Below are 22,141 nucleotides of genomic sequence, written 5' to 3'. Positions count from 1 at the left end.
CGGCCTCACAGCTTGCGATACAGTTCGGCGCCGTTCTTGACGAACTCCACCGCCTTGACCTGCATGCCCCGCTCGATCGCCACGCCGTCGCTCATGCCGTTGGCGGCCGCGTATTCGCGCACCTCCTGGGTGATCTTCATCGAGCAGAAATGCGGGCCGCACATCGAACAGAAATGCGCCACCTTGGCCGAGTCCTTGGGCAGCGTCTCGTCGTGGAACTCGCGCGCCTTGTCCGGATCGAGGCCCAGGTTGAACTGGTCGTCCCAGCGGAATTCGAAGCGCGCCTTCGACAGCGCGTTGTCGCGGATCTGCGCGCCCGGGTGGCCCTTGGCCAGGTCGGCGGCGTGGGCGGCGATCTTGTACGTGATGATGCCGTCCTTGACGTCGTTCTTGTCCGGCAGGCCCAGATGCTCCTTGGGCGTGACGTAGCACAGCATCGCGGTGCCGTACCAGCCGATTTGCGCGGCGCCGATGCCGGAGGTGATGTGGTCGTAGCCGGGCGCGATGTCGGTGGTCAACGGCCCCAAGGTGTAGAACGGCGCCTCGTGGCACTGCTCCAGCTGCAGGTCCATGTTCTCCTTGATCAGTTGCATCGGCACGTGGCCCGGGCCTTCGATCATCACCTGCACGTCGTGCTTCCAGGCGATTTGCGTCAGCTCGCCCAGGGTTTTGAGCTCGCCCAGCTGCGCCTCGTCGTTGGCGTCGTAGATCGAGCCGGGACGCAGGCCGTCGCCCAGGGAAAACGACACGTCGTAGGCCTTCATGATTTCGCAGATCTCGTCGAAGTGCGTGTACAGGAACGATTCCTTGTGGTGCGCCAGGCACCATTTGGCCATGATCGAGCCGCCGCGCGAGACGATGCCGGTCAGGCGCCTGGCCGTCATCGGCACGTAGCGCAGCAGCACGCCGGCGTGGATGGTGAAGTAGTCGACGCCCTGCTCGGCCTGCTCGATCAAGGTGTCGCGGTAGATCTCCCAGGTCAGGTCCTCGGCCTTGCCGTTGACCTTTTCCAGCGCCTGGTAGATCGGCACGGTGCCGATCGGGACCGGGCTGTTACGGATGATCCATTCGCGCGTCTCGTGGATATGCTTGCCGGTCGACAGGTCCATGACGTTGTCGCCGCCCCAGCGGATCGCCCACGTCATCTTCTCGACCTCCTCGCCGATCGACGAGGTCACCGCCGAATTGCCGATGTTGGCGTTGATCTTGACGAGGAAATTGCGGCCGATGATCATCGGTTCGATCTCGGGGTGGTTGATGTTGGCCGGGATGATGGCGCGCCCGCGGGCGATCTCCTCGCGCACGAATTCGGCGGTGATCTCGGCCGGGATGCTGGCGCCGAACGATTGCCCCGGATGCTGGCGGCCCATCAGGTCGGCCAGGCGCTGCCCCATCGGGCCGGAGCCCTTCAGGTTGTCCAGGTATTCCTTGCGGCGCAGGTTTTCGCGGATCGCCACGAACTCCATCTCCGGCGTGACGATGCCCCGGCGCGCGTAGTGCATCTGCGTGACGTTGGCGCCGTCGCGCGCGCGGCGCGGCTTGCGGTGCAGGTTGAAGCGCAATTCGGCCAGCGCCGGATCGGCCAGGCGCGCCTTGCCGTAGTCGGAGGTCGGGCCGTCGAGTTCCTCGGTGTCGCCGCGCTCCAGTATCCACGGCAGGCGCGGGGTGGCGGCCAGGCCGGAGCGGATGTCGATCACCGCGTCCGGGTCGGTGTACGGGCCGGACGTGTCGTAGACGTAGACCGGCGGATTGGCCTCGAAGCCGAACGAGGCGGGCGTGTCGGCTTGCGTGATTTCGCGCATCGGCACGCGGATGTCGGGCCGGCTGCCTTCGACGTAGATCTTGCGGGAATTGGGTAACGGTTTGATCGCTGCCTCGTCCACGGTGGCGGTGGCGGACAGGAATTTGGGATTGGCGTTCATGTGGCTCCTTGGTTGGCGACAGGAGCCAGCAAAGGAGGTTGGACGGCGCCGCGTCCGGAGCATCGATGGAATCGATGGGATGGATCGGAACGCGGCGTTGTCCTAAGCTTCCCTTCGCTGGCATTATCCAGATCAGGTTCGGAGGGTATTTCTCACCCGCGCATCGCCTTCAATACGATGCGCAGGACCCCTAGCGTGCGCCGCCTCGCGGCAGCCGGGCGATTATAACAGAGATGGCGGGGTGGACCAGCCGTGGCGCGGGCCCGGGGACGGGGGGGCGCCGTTCCGGCGCAAGAATATCGGCGCCAACGGCACGAGCGCGGCAACAATCGGCGCGGCCGCCATGCCGGCGCCGCGCGCCGGCCGCGGCGGCGCGTGGCGAAAATCCGACGCCCGGCCCCGTCCTTGTGGCGGGGCGGTCCGTGGGGGGCCGCGGCTGATGTATAGTCGATTTATGCCAGAATGCAACTTCAATCGTCCCGCCGCGCTGCTGCTACTGCTGCTGTGGCTGTTGGCGCCGCCGCGCGCCGCCGTCGCCGCCGAACCGGACCGCTGGGCGGCGCTGACCCACACCGCGTTCAAGCACCAGCCCTATGCCGACACCGGCGCCGGCCTGTGCTTCGCGCAGGACCACAGCGGTTTCGTGTGGATCGGCACCCAGACCGGGCTGGTGCGCTGGGACGGCAACCGGCCGCGCAAATTCTTCGCCGACGCGCTGCGCGACGACGCCCTGCCCGACAACTACATCACCAGCCTGCTGATCGACGGCGCCGGCCGGCTGTGGGTGGGCACCAGCTCGGGCGGCCTGGCGCGCTACGACGCCGCGCGCGAAAACTTCACCCGCTTCCCGCACGCCCCTTCCGGCCTGGGCAACGCCCAGGTCACGGCGCTGGCCGACGACGGCGCCGGCGGCGTGTGGGTGGGCACCGGCGGCGGCCTCGACCATATCAACGCCGCCGGCGCGGTCACGCGCGGCGCCGCCACCGCCGCCCCGCTCGACGCGCGGGCGGTGCCGGCGCGCGCGGTCGGCGCGCTGCTGCGCGAGCGCGGCGGCACGTTGTGGATCGGCACGCGCGAAGGCTTGCTCAAGCTCGAGCGCGGCGCGCCCGCGCCGGTGGCCGTGGCGCTCGAAGGCCATGACGGCGGCGCCAACACCGGCGCCAACATCAGCACCCTGGTGCCGGACAGCTCGGGACGGATCTGGATCGGCACCCGCAGCAACGGCGCCTTCGTCATCGAACCGGGCAGCGCCGAGGCGCGCGCCGTGCGCGAGGGCGGCCCGGCGCCGACCCTGGACAAGGAGCGCGTCACCGCCATCGTCGAGGCCGGGCTCGGCGAGGTCTGGCTCGGCACCGACGGCGCCAACGGCGGCATCGTGGCGGTCGATCCGCTGCTGGGCACCACGCGCCGCATCCGCCACCAGCCCGACACCCCCGACTCCCTGTACGAAAACGACATCCTGGCGCTGTTCCGCGAGCGCAGCGGCATCATCTTCGCCGCCACCATGGGCGCGCTGAGCCAGCACGATCCGCTGCCGCGCGCGGTGACGACGATCCGCTCGACCGGCGGCGGCGGCGGCAACAAACTAAGCGTGCCGAGCTTGCTGGCCCACCCGGACGGGCGGCTGTGGCTGGGCGTGGTCGGCGGCGGCGTCGACATCGTCGATCCGCAGCTGGGGGCCGTCGCCCACCTCACGCCGGCCCCGCCCGGCACGCCAGGCGCGCTGCCGACCGGGCGCGTACTGGGCATGGCGCTGGGACCGGGCGGCACGGTCTACCTCGGCACCGAACAGGGCCTGTACCAGGCCGACGCCGACGGCGGCAACGTGCGCCGCCTGGCCGTGCCGCAGCGCCGCCCCGACGCGGCGGTGTGGGCCGTGGCGCTGGTGGACGAGGTGTTGTGGCTGGGCGGCATGGACGGCCTGTGGGCGGTGTCGGCCGGACCCGGCGGGCATCTGGCGCTGCTGCGCCACGAGCAGCACAGCCTGGGCGATCCGCGCGTGACCTACCTGCTGCCGGGCGACGGCGGCATCTGGGTCGGCACCCGCGTCGGCCTGGCGCGGGTCGGCTACGGCGGCGGCGTCGAGCTGGTGCCGACGGTGCTGGCCGAGGCGGACCGCATGCCGCCCGGCTATGTGTCGTCGATGCTGCTGGACCGGCAAGGGCGCCTGTGGCTGTCGCAGTTCGGCACCGGCATCGTGATATTGGAACGCACCGACGCCGACGGGCGGCGCCGCTTCCGCCGGCTGGGCACGGCCGACGGGCTGGAGGACAGCGGCGCCAACATGCTGCTCGAGGACGCCGCCGGCGCCATCTGGGCCAGCACCGACGCCAACCTGGCGCGGGTCGATCCGCGCAGCTTCGCCATCCGCACCTTCGGCCCGGCCGACGGCGTCCACATCCCCACCTACTGGACCGCCTCGGGCGTGCGCACGGGCGCCGACGAGCTGGTGTTCGGCGGCCTGTCGGGCGTGACGGTGCTGCGGCCGGAACGCCTGAGCCAGTGGCACTACCGGCCGCCGGTGGTGGCCACCCGCATCCTGGTCAACGACCGCGAGATTCCCGCCGGCCGCTACAACGGCGGCGCCGGCGGCAAGGCGGCGCCGATCGAGGTCACGCCGGAGGGGCGCGGGCGCGGCTTCTCGCTCGAGTTCGCCGCGCTCGACTACTCGGCGCCCGAGCGCAACCGCTACGCCTACCGCCTGGCCGGCTTCGATCCCGACTGGATCAAGGCCGACGCCACGTCGCGCCGGGCCGGCTACACCAACCTGCCGCCGGGCGACTATGTGCTGCAGCTGCGCGGCTCGAACCGCAACGGCGACTGGTCGGCGCCGCTCGAGGTGCCGGTCAGGGTGTCGCCGGCGTGGCACCAGCGCCCGCTCGCGCGCATCGCCGGCGGCCTGCTGGCGCTGGGGCTGCTGGCCGGGCTGGTCCACGTGCGCACGGCGCTGCTGCGGCGCCGCCAGCGCGAACTGCTGGCCATGGTCGACGCCCGCACGGTCGAATTGCGCGCCACCCAGTCGCAGCTCGAGCAACTGGCCTATGGCGACCCGCTGACCGGCCTGGCGAACCGGCGCCTGTTCAACGACGAGCTGCGCCACCTGGTGGCGCAGGCGACGCGCGGCGGCCCGGGCTTCACGCTGCTGCTGATCGACCTCGACCACTTCAAGCAGATCAACGACACGCTGGGGCACGACGCCGGCGACGCCCTGCTGGTGGCGGCCGCGGCGCGCCTGCGGGCGGCCGTGCGCGAGACCGACCGGCCGTTCCGGCTGGGCGGCGACGAATTCGCCGTGCTGCTGGCCCAGACCACCGAGCGCGCGACGCTCGAACCGGTGTGCCAGCGCATCCTCGACAACCTGGCGCAACCGCTGCCGCACGGCGCGGCCACGATGCGCATCAGCGCCAGCGTCGGCGCCGCCGTCCACCACGGCCAGGACGGCCGGGACGGCCCCCCCGGCACCCACGAGGAGCTCTACAAGCGCGCCGACGTGGCGCTGTACCAGGCCAAGGCCGCCGGGCGCAACACCTGGCAACTGGCCGGCGACGCTTGATTTTTTGACACGCCCGCGGCGGCGGACTCCGCGTCATCTATAATGGCTGTTTTCGCACACGCGTTTACTACAATACATCAGCCAAATCATGGAATTAGCCAAGTCTTTCGAGCCTGCCGACATTGAACAATTCTGGCGCACCGAGTGGGAGGCGCGCGGTTACTACGCCGCCACCCTCGACGCCGGCAAACCGTCGTTCAGCATCCAGCTGCCGCCGCCGAACGTGACCGGCACCCTGCACATGGGCCATGCCTTCAACCAGACCATCATGGACGGCCTGACCCGCTACCACCGCATGCTGGGCCACAACACCGCCTGGATCCCCGGCACCGACCACGCCGGCATCGCCACCCAGATCGTCGTCGAGCGCCAGCTCGACGCGCAGAAGATCTCGCGCCACGACCTGGGCCGCGAGGCCTTCGTCAAGAAGGTCTGGGAGTGGAAGGAGAAATCCGGTTCCACCATCACCGGCCAGATGCGCCGCCTGGGCGCCTCGCCGGACTGGCAGCGCGAATACTTCACGATGGACGAGACGCGCTCGAAGGTCGTCACCGACGTCTTCGTGCGCCTGCACGAGCAGGGCCTGATCTACCGCGGCAAGCGCCTGGTCAACTGGGATCCGGTGCTGGGCACGGCCGTCTCCGACCTCGAGGTCGTCTCCGAGGAGGAAGACGGCTCGATGTGGTACATCAAGTATCCGCTGGCCGACGGCAGCGGCTCGCTGACGGTGGCCACCACCCGTCCCGAGACCATGCTGGGCGACGTCGCCGTGGCGGTCGATCCGGCCGACGAGCGCTACGCCGCGCTGGTGGGCAAGATGCTGGTGCTGCCGCTGGTGGGCCGCGAAATCCCGATCATCGCCGACGAATATGTCGACAAGGCCTTCGGCACCGGTTGCGTGAAAATCACGCCGGCGCACGACTTGAACGACTACGCGGTCGGCCAGCGCCACAAGCTGCCGATGCTGTCGATCATGACGCTGGAAGCGAAGATCAACGACGAGGCGCCGGAAGCCTATCGCGGCATGGACCGCTTCGTCGCGCGCAAGCAGATCGTCGCCGACCTCGACGCGCAGGGCCTGCTCGAACAGGTCAAGCCGCACAAGCTGATGGTGCCGCGCGGCGACCGCACCGGCGTCATCATCGAACCGATGCTGACCGACCAGTGGTTCGTCGCCATGAGCCAGCCGGCGCCGGAAGGCACCTTCTTCCCGGGCAAATCGATCGCCGAGGTCGCGCTGGAGAAGGTCGCCAGCGGCGACATCAAGTTCGTGCCGGAAAACTGGAGCACCACCTACAACCAGTGGCTCAACAACATCCAGGACTGGTGCATCTCGCGCCAGCTGTGGTGGGGCCACCAGATCCCGGCCTGGTACGACGAGGCCGGCAACATCTTCGTCGCCAAGACCGAGGCCGAGGCGCTGGTCAAACAGCAGGCGGCCGGCAGCACGGGGCCCCTGCGCCGCGACAACGACGTGCTCGACACGTGGTTCTCGTCCGCGCTGGTGCCGTTCTCGACCCTGGGCTGGCCGGAAGAAACGCCGGACCTGAAAGCCTTCCTGCCGTCGTCGGTGCTGGTGACCGGCTTCGACATCATCTTCTTCTGGGTGGCGCGCATGGTGATGTTCACCCTGCACTTCACCGGCAAGGTGCCGTTCGAGACCGTGTACGTGCACGGCCTGGTGCGCGACTCGCAGGGCCAGAAGATGTCCAAGTCCAAGGGCAACACGCTCGACCCGATCGACCTGATCGACGGCATCGGCATCGACGCGCTGGTGGAAAAACGCACCACCGGCCTGATGAATCCGAAGGCGGCCGAGAAGATCGCCAAGGCCACGCGCAAGGAATTCCCGGAAGGCATCGCCGCCTACGGCACCGACGCGGTGCGCTTCACGATGGCCTCGTACGCCTCGCTGGGCCGCAACATCAACTTCGACCTGGGCCGCGCCGAGGGCTACCGCAACTTCTGCAACAAGCTGTGGAACGCCACCCGCTTCGTGCTGATGAACACGGAAGGCAAGGACTGCGCCGCCAGCCCGGCCGAGTTGGCGTCGAACTTGTCGAACGCCGACAAGTGGATCATCTCGCTGCTGCAAAAGGCCGAACTGGACGTGGCCAAGGGCTTCGCCGACTACCGCTTCGACAACATCGCCTCGACGATCTACAAGTTCGTCTGGGACGAGTACTGCGACTGGTATCTGGAAGTGGCCAAGGTGCAGGTGCAAAGCGGCACCGAGGGCCAGCAGCGCGCCACCCGCCACACCTTGCTGCGCGTGCTGGAAGTGGTGCTGCGCCTGGCGCATCCGGTCATCCCGTTCGTCACCGAGGCGCTGTGGCAGGCGGTCGCGCCGCTGGCCGGCAAGACCGGTGATTCGATCATGACGCAGCCCTACCCGATCGCCAACACCGCCAACATCGACGAAGCGGCCGAGGCGTGGATGCAGCAGCTCAAGACGCTGACCGACGCCACCCGCAACCTGCGCGGCGAAATGCAGCTGGCGCCGTCGCTGCGGGTGCCGTTGATCGTCGAGGCCGGCAATGCGGCCGACAAGGCGGCGATGGAGGGCTTTGCGCCGTACATCCAATCGCTCGGCAAGCTGTCGGAAGTGCAGATCGTCGACGCGCTGCCGGAATCGCCGGCGGCGGTGTCGATCGTCGGCACGACCAAGCTGATGCTGAAGGTGGAGATCGACGTCAAGGCCGAGCGTGAGCGGCTGTCGAAGGAGATCGCGCGCGTCGAGGGCGAGATCAACAAGGCCAACGGCAAGCTGTCGAACGAGAGTTTCGTCGCCCGCGCGCCGGCCGAGGTGGTGGCGCAGGAGAAGGAACGCGTGGCCAACTTCTCGGCGACGTTGGACAAGATGCGCGAGCAGTTCGCCAAACTGCCAGCGGCGTGATGAGGTAGCCCGCCACGGCGAACCAACCACAAACACGAATCAGCCGGTTCTTGAAAGTAGCTGGCAAATCAAGGAGCCGCCCGGTGCAAACCGCGCGGCTTTTTCACGCCGCGAGCAGCCGTTGGCGAGTGCAAGACGATAGCGCCAGACCTTACTGCGCACGATTATCAGGGAAGGGGCGCCCTCCCATTTTTTCGCGTTTTACTAAAACGCGCTAACGCTTACTAACTCACGATAGACCGCGCTATTTCGCGCGCGTCCGTACTAATTCTGAACTAAATCCTACTAACTGCCTCTAAAGGATATGAGCGCTTAAAAAATAGTATCGATTAGCGTTCATTACGGAATTTTTAGTAAGTGTTAGCGTGCTTTAGAACGAATACACTGCGATTAGCGGTGTCTAGTAAAAGCCGATTTTTCGGGAGCCCCCACCATGTCTCTCCACTTCCCCATCCGCGTGCCCAGCGAATTGCTTGAAGAATTGGGCGCGTTCACCGGCCATTTCTGGTCGGACTCTTTAGCGCTGGAACCCCACATTTGCAAGGCGATTCGGAGCTACATTGCTCCCCAGCCGCCCCAGTCGCAGCCGCAGCCGGCGGAGCCATCCGATCCGCAATGCGAGCCAGGCTACCAATGGAAAGAGGTGTTTTTGCCCGAGGGGACCAAACTGCGTGCCAAGTTCGGCAAACAATCCTATTTCGCCAGCGTGCGGGGCGAGGAAATCACGTATGGAGAGCAAGCCGTGTCGCCGTCCTGCTTTGCAAATCTGCACGGCAGTGGCAATCGCAACGCGTGGAAAGCAATCTGGCTACGGCTGCCGGGCAGCGATGCGTGGCTGCCTGCCGATGTGTGTAGGGCCGGGCGGAAGGCGTCCATCACACGCTGGCTCGAGGACGGCCAAGGCGATCGCGCCCAGCGCGGGCACGCCGCTGGAAAACGCGCGCGCCGCCGTAAGCGCCGCGCCAAGAAGAACAACCCCGACAATTAACGCGGTTATCGCGGTTATCGCGGTTATCGCGATATTATTGCGCCAGCAACGCGGCGTAGCGCTCGATATCGACGTTACCGCCGCTGATGATGATGCCCACCCGCTGACCGCGGAGTTGATCCTTCATCGCCCGCGCGGCCGCCAGGCCCAGGCAGCCGGTCGGCTCCACGACGATCTTCATGCGCGCCGCGAAGAAGCGCATCTCGGCGCGCAGCTGCTCGTCGCTCACCGTCAAAATATCGTCCACATCGCGCTTGATGATCGGAAACGTCAGCTTGCCCAAATGCTGCGTCTGCGCGCCGTCGGCGATCGTCTTCGGTGTGTCGATGTGCACGATGGCGCCGCTGCGGAACGATTGCTGGCCGTCGTTGCCGGCCTCCGGCTCCACGCCATACAACGTCGTCTTCGGCGACAAGGCACGCGTCGCCAGCGCCGAGCCACTGAGCAAACCACCGCCGCCCAGGCAGACAAACAAATAATCCAGTTCGCCCACCTCCTCGAACAATTCCTTGGCGGCAGTGCCCTGCCCCGCGATCACGTCGGCGTGGTCGTACGGCGGGATCAAGGTCAGACCATGCTTGGCCGCCAGATCGCGGCCGATCTGCTCTCGGTCCTCCGTGTAGCGGTCATAGAGCACCACCTGCGCGCCATAGCCACGCGTGGCGGCGACCTTCGACGGCGGCGCGTCGTGCGGCATGACGATGGTCGCCGGTATCCCCATCAACTGCGCCGACAGCGCGATGCCCTGCGCGTGATTGCCCGACGAGAAAGCCACCACGCCGGCGCTGCGCTGCCGCGCGTCGAACTTCGCCAGCGCGTTGTAGCTGCCGCGGAATTTGAACGCCCCCATGCGCTGCAAATTCTCCGCCTTGAAAAACACCCGGGCGCCCAGTTCGGCGTCGGCCGTGCGCGAGGTCAGCACCGGCGTGCGGTGCGCATGGCCGGCGATGCGCTGCGACGCGGCGACGACGTCGGCATAGGTTGGCAGTGGTTCGCCCATCTTTAGTTCGCTCGTCTTTAGTTCGCTCATCTTTTTCCTTTGTGATTACCAGGGCCAGGCGATGCTGGTCCCGGTGCCGTTTTCCAAAGCGCGCCGGTGCAGCATGCGCGCCACTGTAAGGTCCTGCAGGGCGATGCCCGTCATGTCGAAAATGGTGATGGCGTCGGCCGCGATGCCGTCGCGCGCCGGCGCTCCGGCTGCCAGCAGCGTGCCGATTTCACCCGCCGGCGTTCCGGCGGCCCATTGCAACTCGCCGATGGCGTGCGCCTGGATCAAGTCGTCGGCCCAGACGCTGCCCAGCGCCAGCAAGCCCTCCGGCAGTTCGCGCTTGCCGCGCGTGTCGCTGCCGACGCAGTTCAGGTGCGTGCCCGGCTTGACCGCGTGCGTGGAAAACAGCGCGCCTCCGCCACGCGTGGCGGTGATGACGATGTCGCTTTCGGCGACGGCGTTATCGGCGCTGGCGCCGGGTGCGACGTCGCAGCGCGCGGCGAACAGCGCTTCGAATCGCGGATCGCGGCGGCCGTCCGATGTCAGGTAGCGTACGCGCCGTATGCCGGGCATGACGCGCAGCGCGTAATCGGTGTGCGCCACGCCCTGCACGCCGGTGCCGAACACGCACAAGCTCTCGCTGTCGCGACGCGCCAGCGCCAGCAAGCCCACGGCGCCCGCCGCCGCCGTGCGCGTCGTCGTCACGGCGTTACCGTCGATGACGCATTGCGGCCGTCCCGTGGCCGGGTCGAACAGCATGATCGTCGCTTGATGGCCGTCGGCGCCGTGCGCGCGGTTGCCGGGCCAGAAGCCGGCCGCCTTCATGCCGAGTAGCTCGCGCTCCGGCACGCCGCCCGATTTGATGCCGAATACGCCGGCCGGCAGCGCCTCGCGCACCAGCGGGAAGATCTTCCCGGCGCCGGTGGCGTGCAGCAGGAAGGCGTCGCGCACGGCCTCCAGCACGTCGTCCGGCCGCAGCAGCGCGCCGGCCTGGTCGCGGTCCAACAAGAGAAGGCTTGAGTTATCTGGCATCGTTGTACACCGTGGCGCGTGAGACGTTTAAATAGGCGGCGACGATTTCCATCGCGCGCCGCACATCGCCCAATCCCGATTCCTTCAGTTCGCGCATCAGCGCCTTGCGCTCGTCGGCCTTGAGGGCGCGCGGCGTGGTCGCCAGCCGCGCCGCGAACTGGTCGATGCGCGCGCGGATGGCGTCGGCGCCGGCGGGCTCCAGCGTTTCGCTGACGCCGGCGGCGGTGCTGACGCTGCCGAACTGCGTCAGCAGGCTGTTCAAGCTGCGAAACACGGTCAGGTCGACATTCAGGCACAGCGCGGCGATGTAGCGCCCGCCGCTGTCCTTGATGCCTATCGACGTGCTCTTGGCCGGCCGGCCGTCGGCGAAGGTGTTGGGGTAGTTGGCGATCACCTGCGCGAAATCGGGATCGGCGGCGCGCGCCAGTCCCAGTTCGGTGGCCGGCGCGCCGACGGCGCGGCCCGACAGGTTGTTGTGGATGGCGAGGATGGCGTGCTCGGGATCGAGCAAGTCGTGCAGCACGACCTCGCAAAACGGCGCCAGGGTCTGGCCCAGGCCGTCGGCGACCTGCTTCATCTGTTCGAGCAGGTTTTGCTGTTCGGGTGTCTTTTTCATCTGCACATATTATCTTGTTTTAGATAATATGTGCAATTCGATAGAAAATAGTACGACCGGTCATTTATTTGCTACACTCGTCTGACAAAAAATAACCCTTTGGAGACCACCATGAAATTCGCCGCCTTCGCCCTCACCGCGCTGCTGTCCATCGCCCCCGCCTTCTCCTTCGCCGCCGAAACGCCCGTCGGCCTGTGGAAGAACATCGACGACGAGACCGGCAAGCCGAAGGCGCTGATCCGCATCACCGAGAACGACGGCGCCTTCCAGGGCCAGATCGAAAAGCTGTACCGCGAACCGAACGAAGACCAGAACCCGAAATGCGACAAGTGCGAAGGCGCGCGCAAGGACCAACCCATCGTCGGCATGGTCATCCTGTCGGGCCTGAAGAAGGATGGTGACGAGTTCAACGGCGGCGAGATCGTCGACCCGAAAAACGGCAAGGTCTACAAGGCCAAGATGCACATGACCGACGCCGGCAAGAAACTGAACGTGCGCGGCTACATCGGCATGCCGATGCTGGGCCGCTCGCAGGTATGGGTGCGCCAGGACTAAACCGGCGCCCGCGGCGTCTGAGGTTAAATCTCCACAACGTTTCCTAGTATCAATGTGATGTGCGCGATAGCGCACATACCCCTCCAGGGGGGCATGACATCGTGGCCTATTGGTCCACCGGTTTCAGCACAAAGGAAACACCATGAATGTCCTGCAGAGATATACCAAGACGCTGTTCTGTTCCATCGGCTTCCTCGCCACCGCCCTGCTGGCGGGCTGCGGCGGCGGCGACCAGGGCCGCGATCCCATCCTCGGCGTGCCGGCGGCGACCCTGGTGTCGCTGGCCGTCACGCCGGCGGCGCCAAGCATCGCGCCCGGCGCAACCCAGCAGTTCACCGCCACCGCGACCTACAGCGACGGCAGCACGCAAGCGGTGGTCGCCGCCTGGACCTCGGCCACCCCGGCCGTCGCCACCGTCGCCGCCGCGACGGGCCTGGCCACCGGCGCCAGCGCCGGCAGCGCCGTCATCAGCGCCGCCTACAGCGGCAAGACCGCCTCGGCCACGCTGACCGTCATCCCCCCCGCGCTGCTGTCGATCGCCGTCACGCCGGTCGCGCCAAGCATCGCGCTGGGCGCAAGCCAGCAGTTCACCGCCAACGGCACCTTTAGCGACGGCACCACGCAAGCGGTGGCCGCCACCTGGACCTCGGCGTCGCCGGCCGTCGCCACCGTGCCCGCCGCGACCGGCCTGGCCACCGGCGCCAGCGCCGGCAGCGCCATCATCAGCGCCGCGTACGGCGGCAAGACCGCCTCGGCCACGCTGACCGTCACGCCCGCCGTACTGCTGTCGATCGCCGTCACGCCGCAGGCGCCGACGGTGCAGATCGCCGCCACGCGCCAGTTGGCCGTCATCGGCACCTATTCGGACGCGACCACGCAAAACCTGACCGCCAGCACGACCTTCGTGTCGGCAACGCCAGCCAGCGCCACCGTCAACAACGCCGGCCTGGTCACCGGCGCCGCGCTGGGCACCTCGCTCATCACGGCAACCAACAATGGCAAAAGCGCCACCACCACGGTCACCGTGCCCGCCGCCACGCTGACCGGCATCGCCGTCACCCCGGCCACCGCCACCGTCCTGGTCGGCGGCCAGCGGCAATTCGTCGCCACCGCGACGTATTCGGATAACACCACCGCGTTCGTCACCGGCACCGCCGTCTGGAGCTCGTCGAGCCCATCGATCGGCACCGTGGCCGCCAGCGGCATCGCCACCGGCGTCGCCGCCGGCGCCACCAACGTCACCGCCACCGTCGGCGCGCAATCGGGCAGCGCCGCGCTGACCGTCACCGCGGTGTTGCCACCGTCGGCCGTACTGGCCGTACCACTGGGCGGCGCCGCCAACTTCGCGGTGCTGGCCGGCACGTCGCTGACCAACAACGCCGGCGGCACCACCTTGGTCACCGGCGACGTCGGCGCGCCGTCGCAAACCGTCGACCCGACCCAGGCGGCCGGCTACACCAACTACAAATCCGGCGCCATCCTGGCCGGCGCCCTGGCCGACCTGCAAACGGCCATCAGCGACGCCAACGGCCGCACCTGCGACGTCAGCTTCGCCGGCGACATCGACCTCGGCGGCCTGACCCTCGCGCCCGGCGTGTACTGCTACGCCGGCGCCATCAGCATCACCGGCACCGTGACCTTGAACGGCCCCGGCGTGTACATCTTCCGCACCGCGCTGACGCTCAACTCGACCGCCAACTCGATCGTCGCGCTGGGCAACGGCGCCACCGCGGCCAATGTCAACTGGCTGCCGGTCGGCCCGACCACGCTGGGCGCCAACAGCGTCTTCAAAGGCACCATCCTGGGCCAGTCGGCCGCGATCACGGTGGGCGACAACACCACGCTGCTCAATGGCCGCGTGCTGACCGGCGCCGCCGTCACGCTGCGCAACAACCAGATCGCCAAATAAACGCCCCCCATTCAAGGACACCATCATGACCATCGCCAAGACATTCGGAACCCTGGGCGCGCTCGCCTGCGCCATGCTCTCCATCCAGGTGGCGCAAGCCGAGGACACCTTCATCAATCCGGAGTGGGCCAACAGCGCCTGGTACATCGGCGCGGGCCTCGGCCGCTCGCGCGGCAACATCGACCAGGACCGCCTGACCCGCAGCCTGTCGGCCAACGGCGCCAGCGTCACCGCGTTCAGCACCGACGAGCGCGACACCGGCTACAAACTGTTCGTCGGCAAACAGCTGAACCGCTACCTGGCGCTGGAACTGGGCTACTTCGACCTGGGCAAATTCAGCTTCAACTCGACCACCTCCGGCAACGGCGCGTTCAACGGCGAGGCGGGCTTCCGCGGCGCCAACCTGGACCTGCTGGCGCAGCTGCCGCTGGGCGAGCGGCTGTCGTTGCTGGGCCGGGTCGGCGCCAACTACGCCAAGGCCGGCACCCATTTCAGCGGCAACCGCTTGAATGCCGTGACCGGGCCGAACCCGTCCGAGCGCAAGCTCAACGCCAAGGCCGGCCTGGGCCTGGAATACAAACTGAGCGAAGCGCTGGCGCTGCGCGGCGAGGTCGAGCGCTACCGCGTCAACGACGCCGTCGGCAACCGCGGCGACGTCGATCTGCTGTCGGTCAGCCTGGTCTATAAACTGGGCCGCCCGGCGCGCAGCGCGCCGGTGTACGTGCCGCCGCCGGCGGCCGAACCGGCGCCGCCGCCGGCCGCGCAGCCGATGCCGCCACCGCCCAAGGCGCCGGAGCCGACCTCGGAAAAAGTCTCGTTCGCCGCCGAAACCCTGTTCGATTTCGACAAATCGGCCGTCAAGCCGGCCGGCAAGGCCGCGCTCGACGATCTGCGGCTCAAGCTGAAAGGCATGAACACCGAGGTGGTGGTGACGGTCGGCCATACCGACTCGGTCGGCTCGAACGAGTACAACCAGAAACTGTCGCTGCGCCGCGCCGAGGCGGTCAAGGCCTATCTGGTCGGCACGGGCATGGACGCCGCGCGGGTCTATACCGAGGGCAAGGGCGAGACCCAGCCGCTGGCCGACAACGCCACGGCGGAAGGCCGCGCCAAGAACCGCCGCGTGACCGTCGAAGTGGTCGGCACCCGCAACGCCGCCAAGTAAGCCGCTACTGCTGGATGCCCCTGCCGGTGGCGGTCCAGTAGACGCCACCCATCAGGTGCGACAGGTATTGCGGGTCTTTGTACATCTCGCCGTTGTCCCAGCGAGGTGACGAACACGCGCAAGGCACTGAACGTGCGCGGCGACAACGGCATGCCCATGCCGGGTCGTTCGCAGGTGAGGGTGCGCCAGGACTAAGCCGATATTAACGGCAGACCCGCATTACCACACAGACAATTTAATTAACCAATTGACACATTTTTTCATTGATGTTCTACTAAGCCCCTTTTTAAAACAAAACTGGGGGTTTGAATGAAAAAAATAATTGGCCTGCTCGCCGGGTTCGCGATGCTGGGTTCGGCACATGCCGCTGTTGTCACGTACAACTTCACGGCGACGGTCGCTGCAATCGATGAAACGTTGCCACCCGCTTACACTTCCACCCTCAAAGATCTGAGCACATTGACTGGGATGACGGTCGCGTTGGGACAGGAGATCCACGGCTCGTTCAGCTACGATACCGCCATGGGGCTGGACGTCAACTATCAACCGCCGCCTGAAGCCAGCGGCACTTACCTGTTATACAGCGATCCCGACAACGCAACGACCATCACCGCGCCGGACGTGTTCTCCCGGCCACAAGAGGTGATCTATGGAACGAATCTGCTGCAAATCGCCAACGACGCTACGACGTTCTCCGGCGGCGACATTTTGTCGCTGTCCACCACGGTGATGGCGCCGGACTTCAGCAGTTTCAACGGCTCCATTTCCCTGTTTGACTTCAGCGGCACGGCGTTTGACCATGGCGGAGTGCCGACATCGCTAAGGCTGTCCAGCTTCGACTACGCCGCCTATGAGCTGTATTATTTCCTGCCCACGGGCGGCTACGTCAGGATCCAAAGCGCGATCACCGCGCTCACGCCCGCCGCGGCGGTCCCGGAACCGGAAACCTATGCGATGCTGATGGCCGGCCTGGCGCTGATCGGCTGGCGAACCCGCAAGCGCGCCTAAGCGCTTATTGCTGCATGCCCCTGCCGGTGGCGGTCCAGTAGATGCCGCCCATCAGGTGCGACAGGTATTGCGGGTCTTTGTACATCTCGCCGTTGTGTCCCAGCGACGTGACGAACACGCGACCCTTCTCCACCTGGTGGTACCACGCCACCGGGTGGTCCTTGCCCATGCCTTTAGACACCTGCCCCGGCCAGATCTTGGTCGGGTCGTAGGTGCTTTCGTCAACGTTGAGCACCGGGTTGACCTTGACGTTGTGCGGATTGTCGAACACGTACCACTCGTCGCTCCAGATCCAGCGCGCCGGCAGGCCGAAGGTCGCAGGGAATTTCCTGTCGACCACCTCGGCCACGCCGGTCTGCAGCATCGGATGGTTGCCGACCCGGCGCCCGATCAGCTTCTCGAACCACGGCCACGTATTGGGCGGAATGATCAGCGCCCGGTGCACCAGCATGGCGTTGCCGCCGTTGCGCATGTACTCCTCGAACTTCCTGCGGCGCGGCTCGCTGAGCTCCTCGCCCGGCGTGTTGAGGAACATCACCATCGCGTACTGGCTCAAGTCCCCATCGAACACTTCCGGACGGTGCGTATAAACCAACTCGAACGCGTGCAGCTTGGCCTGCTTTTCCAGGCTTTCGCGGGCGATCGGGATGTACTCGTAGTGGTATTTTCCCGGCATGGCCAGCACCAGGATTTTGTACTGGTCGTCGGCGCGCGCGCCGGCGGCGGACAGCAGCAAGCAGGCCAAGGCCATGCAGGCCAATATGATTTTTCTCATTCCATGTCTCCACAAAGTTAGCGCTATCATTCAGGCGGGTTCAATATACACTTTTTCGCTCGAGTGGTGATACGATTCTCGCTAGGCTTGCAGCCCAGCAAGCAACGGAAACTCGATGAAAATAGTATTGAATCTGATCGGATGCGTGGCGGTCGCGCTTGGCGTGCTGGGCATTTTTCTGCCGCTGCTGCCGACCACGCCGTTCCTGCTGCTGGCCTCGGCATGTTTCGCGCGCGGCTCGACCCGGCTGCACAACTGGCTGCAAACCAACCGCGTGTTCGGCAAATACCTGCGCGACTACGAGAACGGCAAAGGTATTCCGCTGCGCGGCAAGCTCTGGATACTGGTCTTCATGTGGGGCTCGATGAGTTACTCGATCTGGCGCACGGACGCGCTGTACGTGCGCGTCCTGATCATCCTCATCGGATGCTGCGTGACCCTCTACCTGACCCGCTTCGTGCCCACCATGCCGGTCCCGCGCGCGCGCGATCACACCAATTAGTGGGTCACCTCGGGCCGGTGGTGAACTTCCAGGTTTTCGAGCGCGCGCCGCCGTCGACGATGCCCGCGAACGTCACGGTATACACGGTGTTCGGTTTCATCCTGGCCAGCGGCACGATGGTCAGCGTGAGCGGTGCGATCTTCTCGTCGTTCTGCAGGGCCGGCCCGGTGGTGGAGAAAGTGCCCCCGACCGGGCTGACCAGGATTCTGGCGCCCAGCGGCCGCCCGTCCGCCGTGGCGATCGACAAATGATCGACGACGATGGCCGGCTTGGCCCGGGCCGCCGGGAACGATTTCGTCTTGAAGTTCAGCGTCACGGGGGGACCCAGCTCGAAATACTCCGGCAGCGGCGACGGCTCCTCGGTATGGTTGTAGAAAACGGTCGGCACGCTGGTCTGGTCTGGATACGGATACACGCGTATCGTCCCGTCGCCGGGCAGTTGCTCGACCTGGGCGGCACCCATGGAAAAGTTCACCACGCACACGGTGTACTTGCCGAAAACCGGATCGTTCCTGGTCGCCAACGCGGCGATGCCGACGTCGCGCATGCCGGAGAAAAACAGGCCGACATGGTAAATGCTGTTGGCCCAGCTCGCCGCGCAGCCGGCGAACTGGCCCGCGCCGTTGGAACCGTGCACCACCTCCTCGATGTAGGCGGCGCCATATCCGGCGGCCTTGCCCCTGGCGGTGGCGTCGGCGCCTGTGAAGCCGATGTTTCCCGCCGTCTCGGCGTGCAAGTTCACGAAATCGCTGGTGTTCAGGTAGCGGTGATGCGCCAAGGCCGCCTGGTCGAGCTTGGCATTCTGGGACAGCAAGCCGGAGCCCACTTTTTCACGCAGGGCGTTGACGGCATTGAACACGTGGGCGTTGCCACTTTCCTCCGCATACGAGGGAGCGGCCACGCGCCGGACCAGCGCGCCGGGGTCGGCGGGAGGGATGGCGTCCGCCGGCGCGCGCATGCGAGGGGTGCCGACTACGGAACCGCCGGCGCAGGCGGTCAACCACGAGGCAATGGCGATTGCCGTAAAACTTACACAACGCACTTCAGTCTTCCCAAATATTTTTATAGGTATCGAATTTCAAATCGGCACAAATTGATGCCAAAATGGAATTTCAATTGATTATATTCTATATTTGGTGGGCGACTATTATTGCCCCTTTATGCAGACGCCGGCGGCGTCGCGTATTTGCGCAGGTGCCGGTCGAGGCTGTTGGCGAAACTCTGGCGGTCGCCCTGGTTGAAGGCGGCCGGGCCGCCGGTATCGACGCCGCTGCCGCGCAATTCATCCATGAAGGCGCGCATGCTGAGCATCTGCGCGATGTTGTCGTTGGTGTAGAACTCGCCGCGCGGATTGAGCGCGTAGCCGCCCTTCTTCAACACGTCCGACGCCAGCGGGATGTCGCCGGTGACGACCAGGTCGCCCGGCGCCAGCAGCCGCACGATCTCCTGGTCGGCCACGTCGGCGCCGGACGGCACCTGCACCGAGCGGACAAAGCGCGACGGCGGCACGCGCAGCAGTTGGTTGGCCACCAGGGTCACCTGCATTTGCATGCGCTCGGCCACGCGGTACAGGATGTCCTTGATGACGGCGGGACAGGCGTCGGCGTCGACCCAGATCTGCATCACAGGTCCCACAGTTCGCCGTTGGGATTGGTGCGCGGCGGCGTGACGCCGAAGTGCTTGTACGCGGCCGGCGTGGCGACCCGCCCGCGCGGCGTGCGCTGCAGGAACCCTTGCTGGATCAGGTAGGGTTCGAGCACGTCCTCGATGGTGTCGGCCGCCTCGCCGATGGCCGCCGCCAGGTTGCCGATGCCGACCGGGCCGCCGCCGAACTTGTACAGCACCGCCTCGAGCAGCTTGCGGTCCATGACGTCGAAGCCGACGGTGTCGACGTCGAGCATGACCAGCGCGGCGTCGGCCACGGTCTTGGTGATGTCGCCGTTGGCCTTGACCTCGGCATAGTCGCGCACGCGGCGCAGCAGGCGGTTGGCGATGCGCGGCGTGCCGCGCGCGCGGCGGGCGATCTCGACGGCGCCGTCCGGGGCGATGTTGGCCTTGAGCAGCGCGGCGCTGCGGGTGACGATCTTGGTCAGTTCCTCGGTGTTGTAGAACTCGAGGCGGGCGACGATGCCGAAGCGGTCGCGCAGCGGATTGGTCAGCATGCCGGCGCGGGTGGTGGCGCCGACCAGGGTGAACGGTTGCAGGTCGAGCTTGACCGAGCGCGCGGCCGGCCCTTCGCCGATCATGATGTCGATCTGGTAGTCCTCCAGCGCCGGGTACAGGATCTCCTCGACCACCGGCGACAGGCGGTGGATCTCGTCGATGAACAGCACGTCGTTCGCTTCCAGGTTGGTCAGGATGGCGGCCAGGTCGCCGGGACGCTCGAGCACCGGGCCGGAGGTCTGGCGCAGGTTGACGCCCATCTCGCGCGCGATGATGTTGGCCAGCGTGGTCTTGCCCAGGCCCGGCGGGCCGAACAGCAACGTGTGGTCGAGCGCCTCCTTGCGGTTGCGCGCGGCGGCGATGAAGATCTCCAACTGGTCGCGGATCTTGGCCTGCCCGACATATTCATCGAGATGCTTGGGGCGCAGCGCGCGCTCGATCGCCTCTTCGTTGGGCGACGACGGCGCCGCGTCGATGATGCGCTGTTCGGTGAAGCTGTCGGTCTGGATGCTCATTCAGTTGCTGGTTGCCTATTTAAATCTTGGTTTGAAAACACGTTGATAATAGTTGTCTATTTGTCTTTTGGTGATCCGCAGTTGCCGCTGTTCCCGCTCAGTCAACATGCGATACGGAACATTCGCTAGTTCGGGCGGCGTATCTATTTTGACCACAAGCGATTCTACCTTGCCTTCAGCTATCAACTGCTTCCAGACCCTCAATGATTCTTTCAGCTGAAGCAGTTTGGCTGAGATATCGGGCTTCTGACGCGGTGAGGCATTCGAACCCGAACCCGAACCGTTGTCGCCACCAGTATTCAATGTGTCCATGTTTCCTCCTTAGCTCTGACAATTGTGCGCTCGTTAGGGCTAGCTCCGCCGAATAGTCCTTACCGGTTAAAACCGTTGCGCCGATGACGCACCCTTTCTGCGCGAGGATATGACCTCGTAAATTGGCAAGCGTTCCGCCTTGGCCGATAAAGTCATCGACCATTAGGTAGTTTAGGCCAATTACGATCGGACCTGCGAAGAGCACCTGTCGTTGAAGCCGTTCATAGCCAGTTGCGCCAGTGTGACTGACTTTGTTCGCTTGAAATATTCTACGCTCCCGTGGCCAATCAAGAACATCCGAGATCAGCCACGCCAGTGCCCGAGGTATGGCGTTGATGCCAGACGCCTCCTGCGCATGTGCGCTGACCAATATCGGCGCCAAGTCGTTAAACCGCTTCCAGAGCTGCTCCAAAGTTTTAATCGAGACCGCATCGCTAACCAGTTCCATCGCAGCGAAACCATCCCCCGCCTTGGCTGCGGCATACGCATGATGGGTCTTAACGAAGCTCTCGGCCGCGTGAATAAAAACGGCGGGAAAATGACTCCAGGGAAAGCGTGTTGCTTGTTCCATGATCGGCACCTCCGCTTTGCTCGACCTTCAAGCATAGGCCGCGGCACCGGCGCTTCGTTTGAGGCGTGTCAGCCTTTGGACAGCGCCTTCAATGCCTGCTTGATGCCGTCAGACACGCCGCTGCCGGCCGGCACGGTCTTGAGCGCCAGCAGCGCCTCCTTGTCGGAGTAGCCCAGCGCCAGCAGCGCGTTGAGGATGTCCGACTGCGAATCGGGCACCGCATGGCCGCCGCCGGCGCCGATGTCCGCGCCCAGCTTGCCCTTCAGCTCCAGCAACAGGCGCTCGGCGGTCTTCTTACCGATGCCGGGCACCTTGATCAGGCGTCCGGACTCCTGCAACGTCACAGCCTGCGCCAGGTCGGAGATCGACATGCCCGACAAAATCGACAGCGCGGTGCGCGCGCCGACACCGGTGATCTTGATCAGCTGGCGGAACACGGCGCGCTCCTCGGCGTTGCCGAAGCCGAACAGCAAGTGCGCGTCCTCGCGGATCGCCTGGTGCGTGAACAGCACCACCTTTTCGCCAACGTGCGGCAGGTTGTAGAAGGTGCTCATCGGCACATCGACCTCGTAGCCGACACCGGCGCACTCGACCAGCAGTTGCGGCGGATTTTTTTCAAGCAGAATACCGGAGAGACGACCGATCATCGTGTTGTAGCCTTCTTAATTAGG

18 protein-coding genes and 1 riboswitch are annotated in these 22,141 nt (G+C 65.9%); of the genes, 8 read left to right on the top strand and 10 right to left on the bottom strand.

The annotated features are described in order from the left end of the window. Window positions 1-5: 5 nt before the first annotated feature. A complete protein-coding gene (thiC, locus tag AC07P1_RS24820; RefSeq protein ID WP_494698343.1) occupies window positions 6-1,922 on the bottom strand; it encodes a phosphomethylpyrimidine synthase ThiC in 1,917 nt (638 codons plus the stop codon). A 92-nt stretch (window positions 1,923-2,014) separates the two neighbouring features. Continuing rightward, window positions 2,015-2,124, bottom strand: a riboswitch (TPP riboswitch). A gap of 252 nt (window positions 2,125-2,376) precedes the next feature. Here thiC and AC07P1_RS24815 point away from each other — a divergent pair. The 3 genes from AC07P1_RS24815 to AC07P1_RS24805 all read left to right on the top strand — a co-directional run bounded on the left by AC07P1_RS24815 (window position 2,377) and on the right by AC07P1_RS24805 (window position 9,359). Next, the gene (locus AC07P1_RS24815; protein ID WP_494698342.1) at window positions 2,377-5,475 is read left to right on the top strand and encodes a diguanylate cyclase domain-containing protein; all 3,099 of its coding nucleotides are present in this window, start codon (window positions 2,377-2,379) and stop codon (window positions 5,473-5,475) included. Between the two features lie 88 nt (window positions 5,476-5,563). Next, the gene (locus AC07P1_RS24810; protein WP_494698341.1) at window positions 5,564-8,371 is read left to right on the top strand and encodes a valine--tRNA ligase; all 2,808 of its coding nucleotides are present in this window, start codon (window positions 5,564-5,566) and stop codon (window positions 8,369-8,371) included. Between the two features lie 433 nt (window positions 8,372-8,804). Next, window positions 8,805-9,359 (top strand): hypothetical protein, encoded by a 555-nt coding sequence (locus AC07P1_RS24805; RefSeq protein WP_494698340.1) that lies wholly within the window; start codon window positions 8,805-8,807, stop codon window positions 9,357-9,359. Between the two features lie 34 nt (window positions 9,360-9,393). Here AC07P1_RS24805 and AC07P1_RS24800 read toward each other — a convergent pair whose 3' ends face one another. From AC07P1_RS24800 to AC07P1_RS24790, 3 genes are read right to left on the bottom strand one after another with little or no spacing between them, the layout of a single operon-like run. Next, window positions 9,394-10,389: a threo-3-hydroxy-L-aspartate ammonia-lyase gene (locus tag AC07P1_RS24800; RefSeq protein ID WP_494698339.1), complete on the bottom strand. Its 996-nt coding sequence runs from the start codon at window positions 10,387-10,389 to the stop codon at window positions 9,394-9,396. A 15-nt stretch (window positions 10,390-10,404) separates the two neighbouring features. Beyond that, window positions 10,405-11,379: an ornithine cyclodeaminase family protein gene (locus AC07P1_RS24795; RefSeq protein ID WP_494698338.1), complete on the bottom strand. Its 975-nt coding sequence runs from the start codon at window positions 11,377-11,379 to the stop codon at window positions 10,405-10,407. After that, a complete protein-coding gene (locus tag AC07P1_RS24790; protein ID WP_494698337.1) occupies window positions 11,369-11,995 on the bottom strand; it encodes a helix-turn-helix transcriptional regulator in 627 nt (208 codons plus the stop codon). The genes AC07P1_RS24795 and AC07P1_RS24790 overlap by 11 nt, the downstream gene beginning before the upstream one ends. A 111-nt stretch (window positions 11,996-12,106) precedes the next feature. Between AC07P1_RS24790 and AC07P1_RS24785 the strand changes: the two genes are divergently transcribed. The 4 genes from AC07P1_RS24785 (at window position 12,107) to AC07P1_RS24770 (ending at window position 16,632) form a co-directional block, all read left to right on the top strand. Continuing rightward, the gene (locus tag AC07P1_RS24785; protein WP_363503440.1) at window positions 12,107-12,550 is read left to right on the top strand and encodes a DUF2147 domain-containing protein; all 444 of its coding nucleotides are present in this window, start codon (window positions 12,107-12,109) and stop codon (window positions 12,548-12,550) included. A gap of 142 nt (window positions 12,551-12,692) precedes the next feature. Continuing rightward, window positions 12,693-14,459: an Ig-like domain-containing protein gene (locus AC07P1_RS24780; protein ID WP_494698336.1), complete on the top strand. Its 1,767-nt coding sequence runs from the start codon at window positions 12,693-12,695 to the stop codon at window positions 14,457-14,459. Between the two features lie 25 nt (window positions 14,460-14,484). Further along, window positions 14,485-15,624 (top strand): OmpA family protein, encoded by a 1,140-nt coding sequence (locus tag AC07P1_RS24775; protein WP_494698335.1) that lies wholly within the window; start codon window positions 14,485-14,487, stop codon window positions 15,622-15,624. A 309-nt stretch (window positions 15,625-15,933) separates the two neighbouring features. Beyond that, the gene (locus AC07P1_RS24770; RefSeq protein ID WP_494698334.1) at window positions 15,934-16,632 is read left to right on the top strand and encodes a PEP-CTERM sorting domain-containing protein; all 699 of its coding nucleotides are present in this window, start codon (window positions 15,934-15,936) and stop codon (window positions 16,630-16,632) included. A 4-nt stretch (window positions 16,633-16,636) separates the two neighbouring features. Here the strand turns inward: AC07P1_RS24770 and AC07P1_RS24765 are convergent, their stop codons facing one another. Then, the gene (locus AC07P1_RS24765; RefSeq protein ID WP_494698333.1) at window positions 16,637-17,407 is read right to left on the bottom strand and encodes a ThuA domain-containing protein; all 771 of its coding nucleotides are present in this window, start codon (window positions 17,405-17,407) and stop codon (window positions 16,637-16,639) included. Window positions 17,408-17,522: 115 nt separating this feature from the next. Between AC07P1_RS24765 and AC07P1_RS24760 the strand changes: the two genes are divergently transcribed. Next, the gene (locus AC07P1_RS24760; protein ID WP_494698332.1) at window positions 17,523-17,909 is read left to right on the top strand and encodes a YbaN family protein; all 387 of its coding nucleotides are present in this window, start codon (window positions 17,523-17,525) and stop codon (window positions 17,907-17,909) included. A gap of 4 nt (window positions 17,910-17,913) precedes the next feature. Here AC07P1_RS24760 and AC07P1_RS24755 read toward each other — a convergent pair whose 3' ends face one another. From AC07P1_RS24755 to ruvA, 5 genes are all read right to left on the bottom strand, one after another. Further along, window positions 17,914-18,867: a CAP domain-containing protein gene (locus tag AC07P1_RS24755; RefSeq protein WP_494698331.1), complete on the bottom strand. Its 954-nt coding sequence runs from the start codon at window positions 18,865-18,867 to the stop codon at window positions 17,914-17,916. 200 nt (window positions 18,868-19,067) lie between these two features. Continuing rightward, window positions 19,068-19,532, bottom strand: a complete 465-nt coding sequence (locus AC07P1_RS24750; RefSeq protein WP_494698330.1) for a YaiI/YqxD family protein — start codon at window positions 19,530-19,532, stop codon at window positions 19,068-19,070. Further along, a complete protein-coding gene (ruvB, locus tag AC07P1_RS24745) occupies window positions 19,532-20,587 on the bottom strand; it encodes a Holliday junction branch migration DNA helicase RuvB (protein ID WP_209725130.1) in 1,056 nt (351 codons plus the stop codon). The genes AC07P1_RS24750 and ruvB overlap by 1 nt, the downstream gene beginning before the upstream one ends. 175 nt (window positions 20,588-20,762) lie before the next feature. After that, window positions 20,763-21,470 (bottom strand): phosphoribosyltransferase, encoded by a 708-nt coding sequence (locus tag AC07P1_RS24740; RefSeq protein WP_494698329.1) that lies wholly within the window; start codon window positions 21,468-21,470, stop codon window positions 20,763-20,765. 68 nt (window positions 21,471-21,538) lie between these two features. Further along, the gene (ruvA, locus tag AC07P1_RS24735; protein ID WP_471704208.1) at window positions 21,539-22,117 is read right to left on the bottom strand and encodes a Holliday junction branch migration protein RuvA; all 579 of its coding nucleotides are present in this window, start codon (window positions 22,115-22,117) and stop codon (window positions 21,539-21,541) included. Window positions 22,118-22,141 lie beyond the last annotated feature (24 nt).

This window comes from Duganella sp. GW821-FHT07F09, from assembly GCF_059418705.1.
The sequence above is the reverse complement of the archived record's forward strand: the minus strand, read 5'-3'. Positions and strand labels throughout refer to the sequence as shown.

What these genes read in the sequence shown, in the direction of transcription:
- AC07P1_RS24770 (WP_494698334.1), top strand. Translation starts at nt 15,934, where the DNA reads ATGAAAAAAATAATTGGCCTGCTCGCCGGGTTCGCGATGCTGGGTTCG.
- AC07P1_RS24815 (WP_494698342.1), top strand. Translation starts at nt 2,377, where the DNA reads ATGCCAGAATGCAACTTCAATCGTCCCGCCGCGCTGCTGCTACTGCTG.
- ruvA (WP_471704208.1), bottom strand. Translation starts at nt 22,117, where the DNA reads ATGATCGGTCGTCTCTCCGGTATTCTGCTTGAAAAAAATCCGCCGCAA.
- AC07P1_RS24790 (WP_494698337.1), bottom strand. Translation starts at nt 11,995, where the DNA reads ATGAAAAAGACACCCGAACAGCAAAACCTGCTCGAACAGATGAAGCAG.
- thiC (WP_494698343.1), bottom strand. Translation starts at nt 1,922, where the DNA reads ATGAACGCCAATCCCAAATTCCTGTCCGCCACCGCCACCGTGGACGAG.
- AC07P1_RS24800 (WP_494698339.1), bottom strand. Translation starts at nt 10,389, where the DNA reads ATGAGCGAACTAAAGACGAGCGAACTAAAGATGGGCGAACCACTGCCA.
- AC07P1_RS24810 (WP_494698341.1), top strand. Translation starts at nt 5,564, where the DNA reads ATGGAATTAGCCAAGTCTTTCGAGCCTGCCGACATTGAACAATTCTGG.
- AC07P1_RS24775 (WP_494698335.1), top strand. Translation starts at nt 14,485, where the DNA reads ATGACCATCGCCAAGACATTCGGAACCCTGGGCGCGCTCGCCTGCGCC.
- AC07P1_RS24765 (WP_494698333.1), bottom strand. Translation starts at nt 17,407, where the DNA reads ATGAGAAAAATCATATTGGCCTGCATGGCCTTGGCCTGCTTGCTGCTG.
- AC07P1_RS24780 (WP_494698336.1), top strand. Translation starts at nt 12,693, where the DNA reads ATGAATGTCCTGCAGAGATATACCAAGACGCTGTTCTGTTCCATCGGC.
- AC07P1_RS24760 (WP_494698332.1), top strand. Translation starts at nt 17,523, where the DNA reads ATGAAAATAGTATTGAATCTGATCGGATGCGTGGCGGTCGCGCTTGGC.
- AC07P1_RS24740 (WP_494698329.1), bottom strand. Translation starts at nt 21,470, where the DNA reads ATGGAACAAGCAACACGCTTTCCCTGGAGTCATTTTCCCGCCGTTTTT.
- AC07P1_RS24750 (WP_494698330.1), bottom strand. Translation starts at nt 19,532, where the DNA reads ATGCAGATCTGGGTCGACGCCGACGCCTGTCCCGCCGTCATCAAGGAC.
- AC07P1_RS24785 (WP_363503440.1), top strand. Translation starts at nt 12,107, where the DNA reads ATGAAATTCGCCGCCTTCGCCCTCACCGCGCTGCTGTCCATCGCCCCC.
- ruvB (WP_209725130.1), bottom strand. Translation starts at nt 20,587, where the DNA reads ATGAGCATCCAGACCGACAGCTTCACCGAACAGCGCATCATCGACGCG.
- AC07P1_RS24795 (WP_494698338.1), bottom strand. Translation starts at nt 11,379, where the DNA reads ATGCCAGATAACTCAAGCCTTCTCTTGTTGGACCGCGACCAGGCCGGC.
- AC07P1_RS24805 (WP_494698340.1), top strand. Translation starts at nt 8,805, where the DNA reads ATGTCTCTCCACTTCCCCATCCGCGTGCCCAGCGAATTGCTTGAAGAA.
- AC07P1_RS24755 (WP_494698331.1), bottom strand. Translation starts at nt 18,867, where the DNA reads ATGCGCGCGCCGGCGGACGCCATCCCTCCCGCCGACCCCGGCGCGCTG.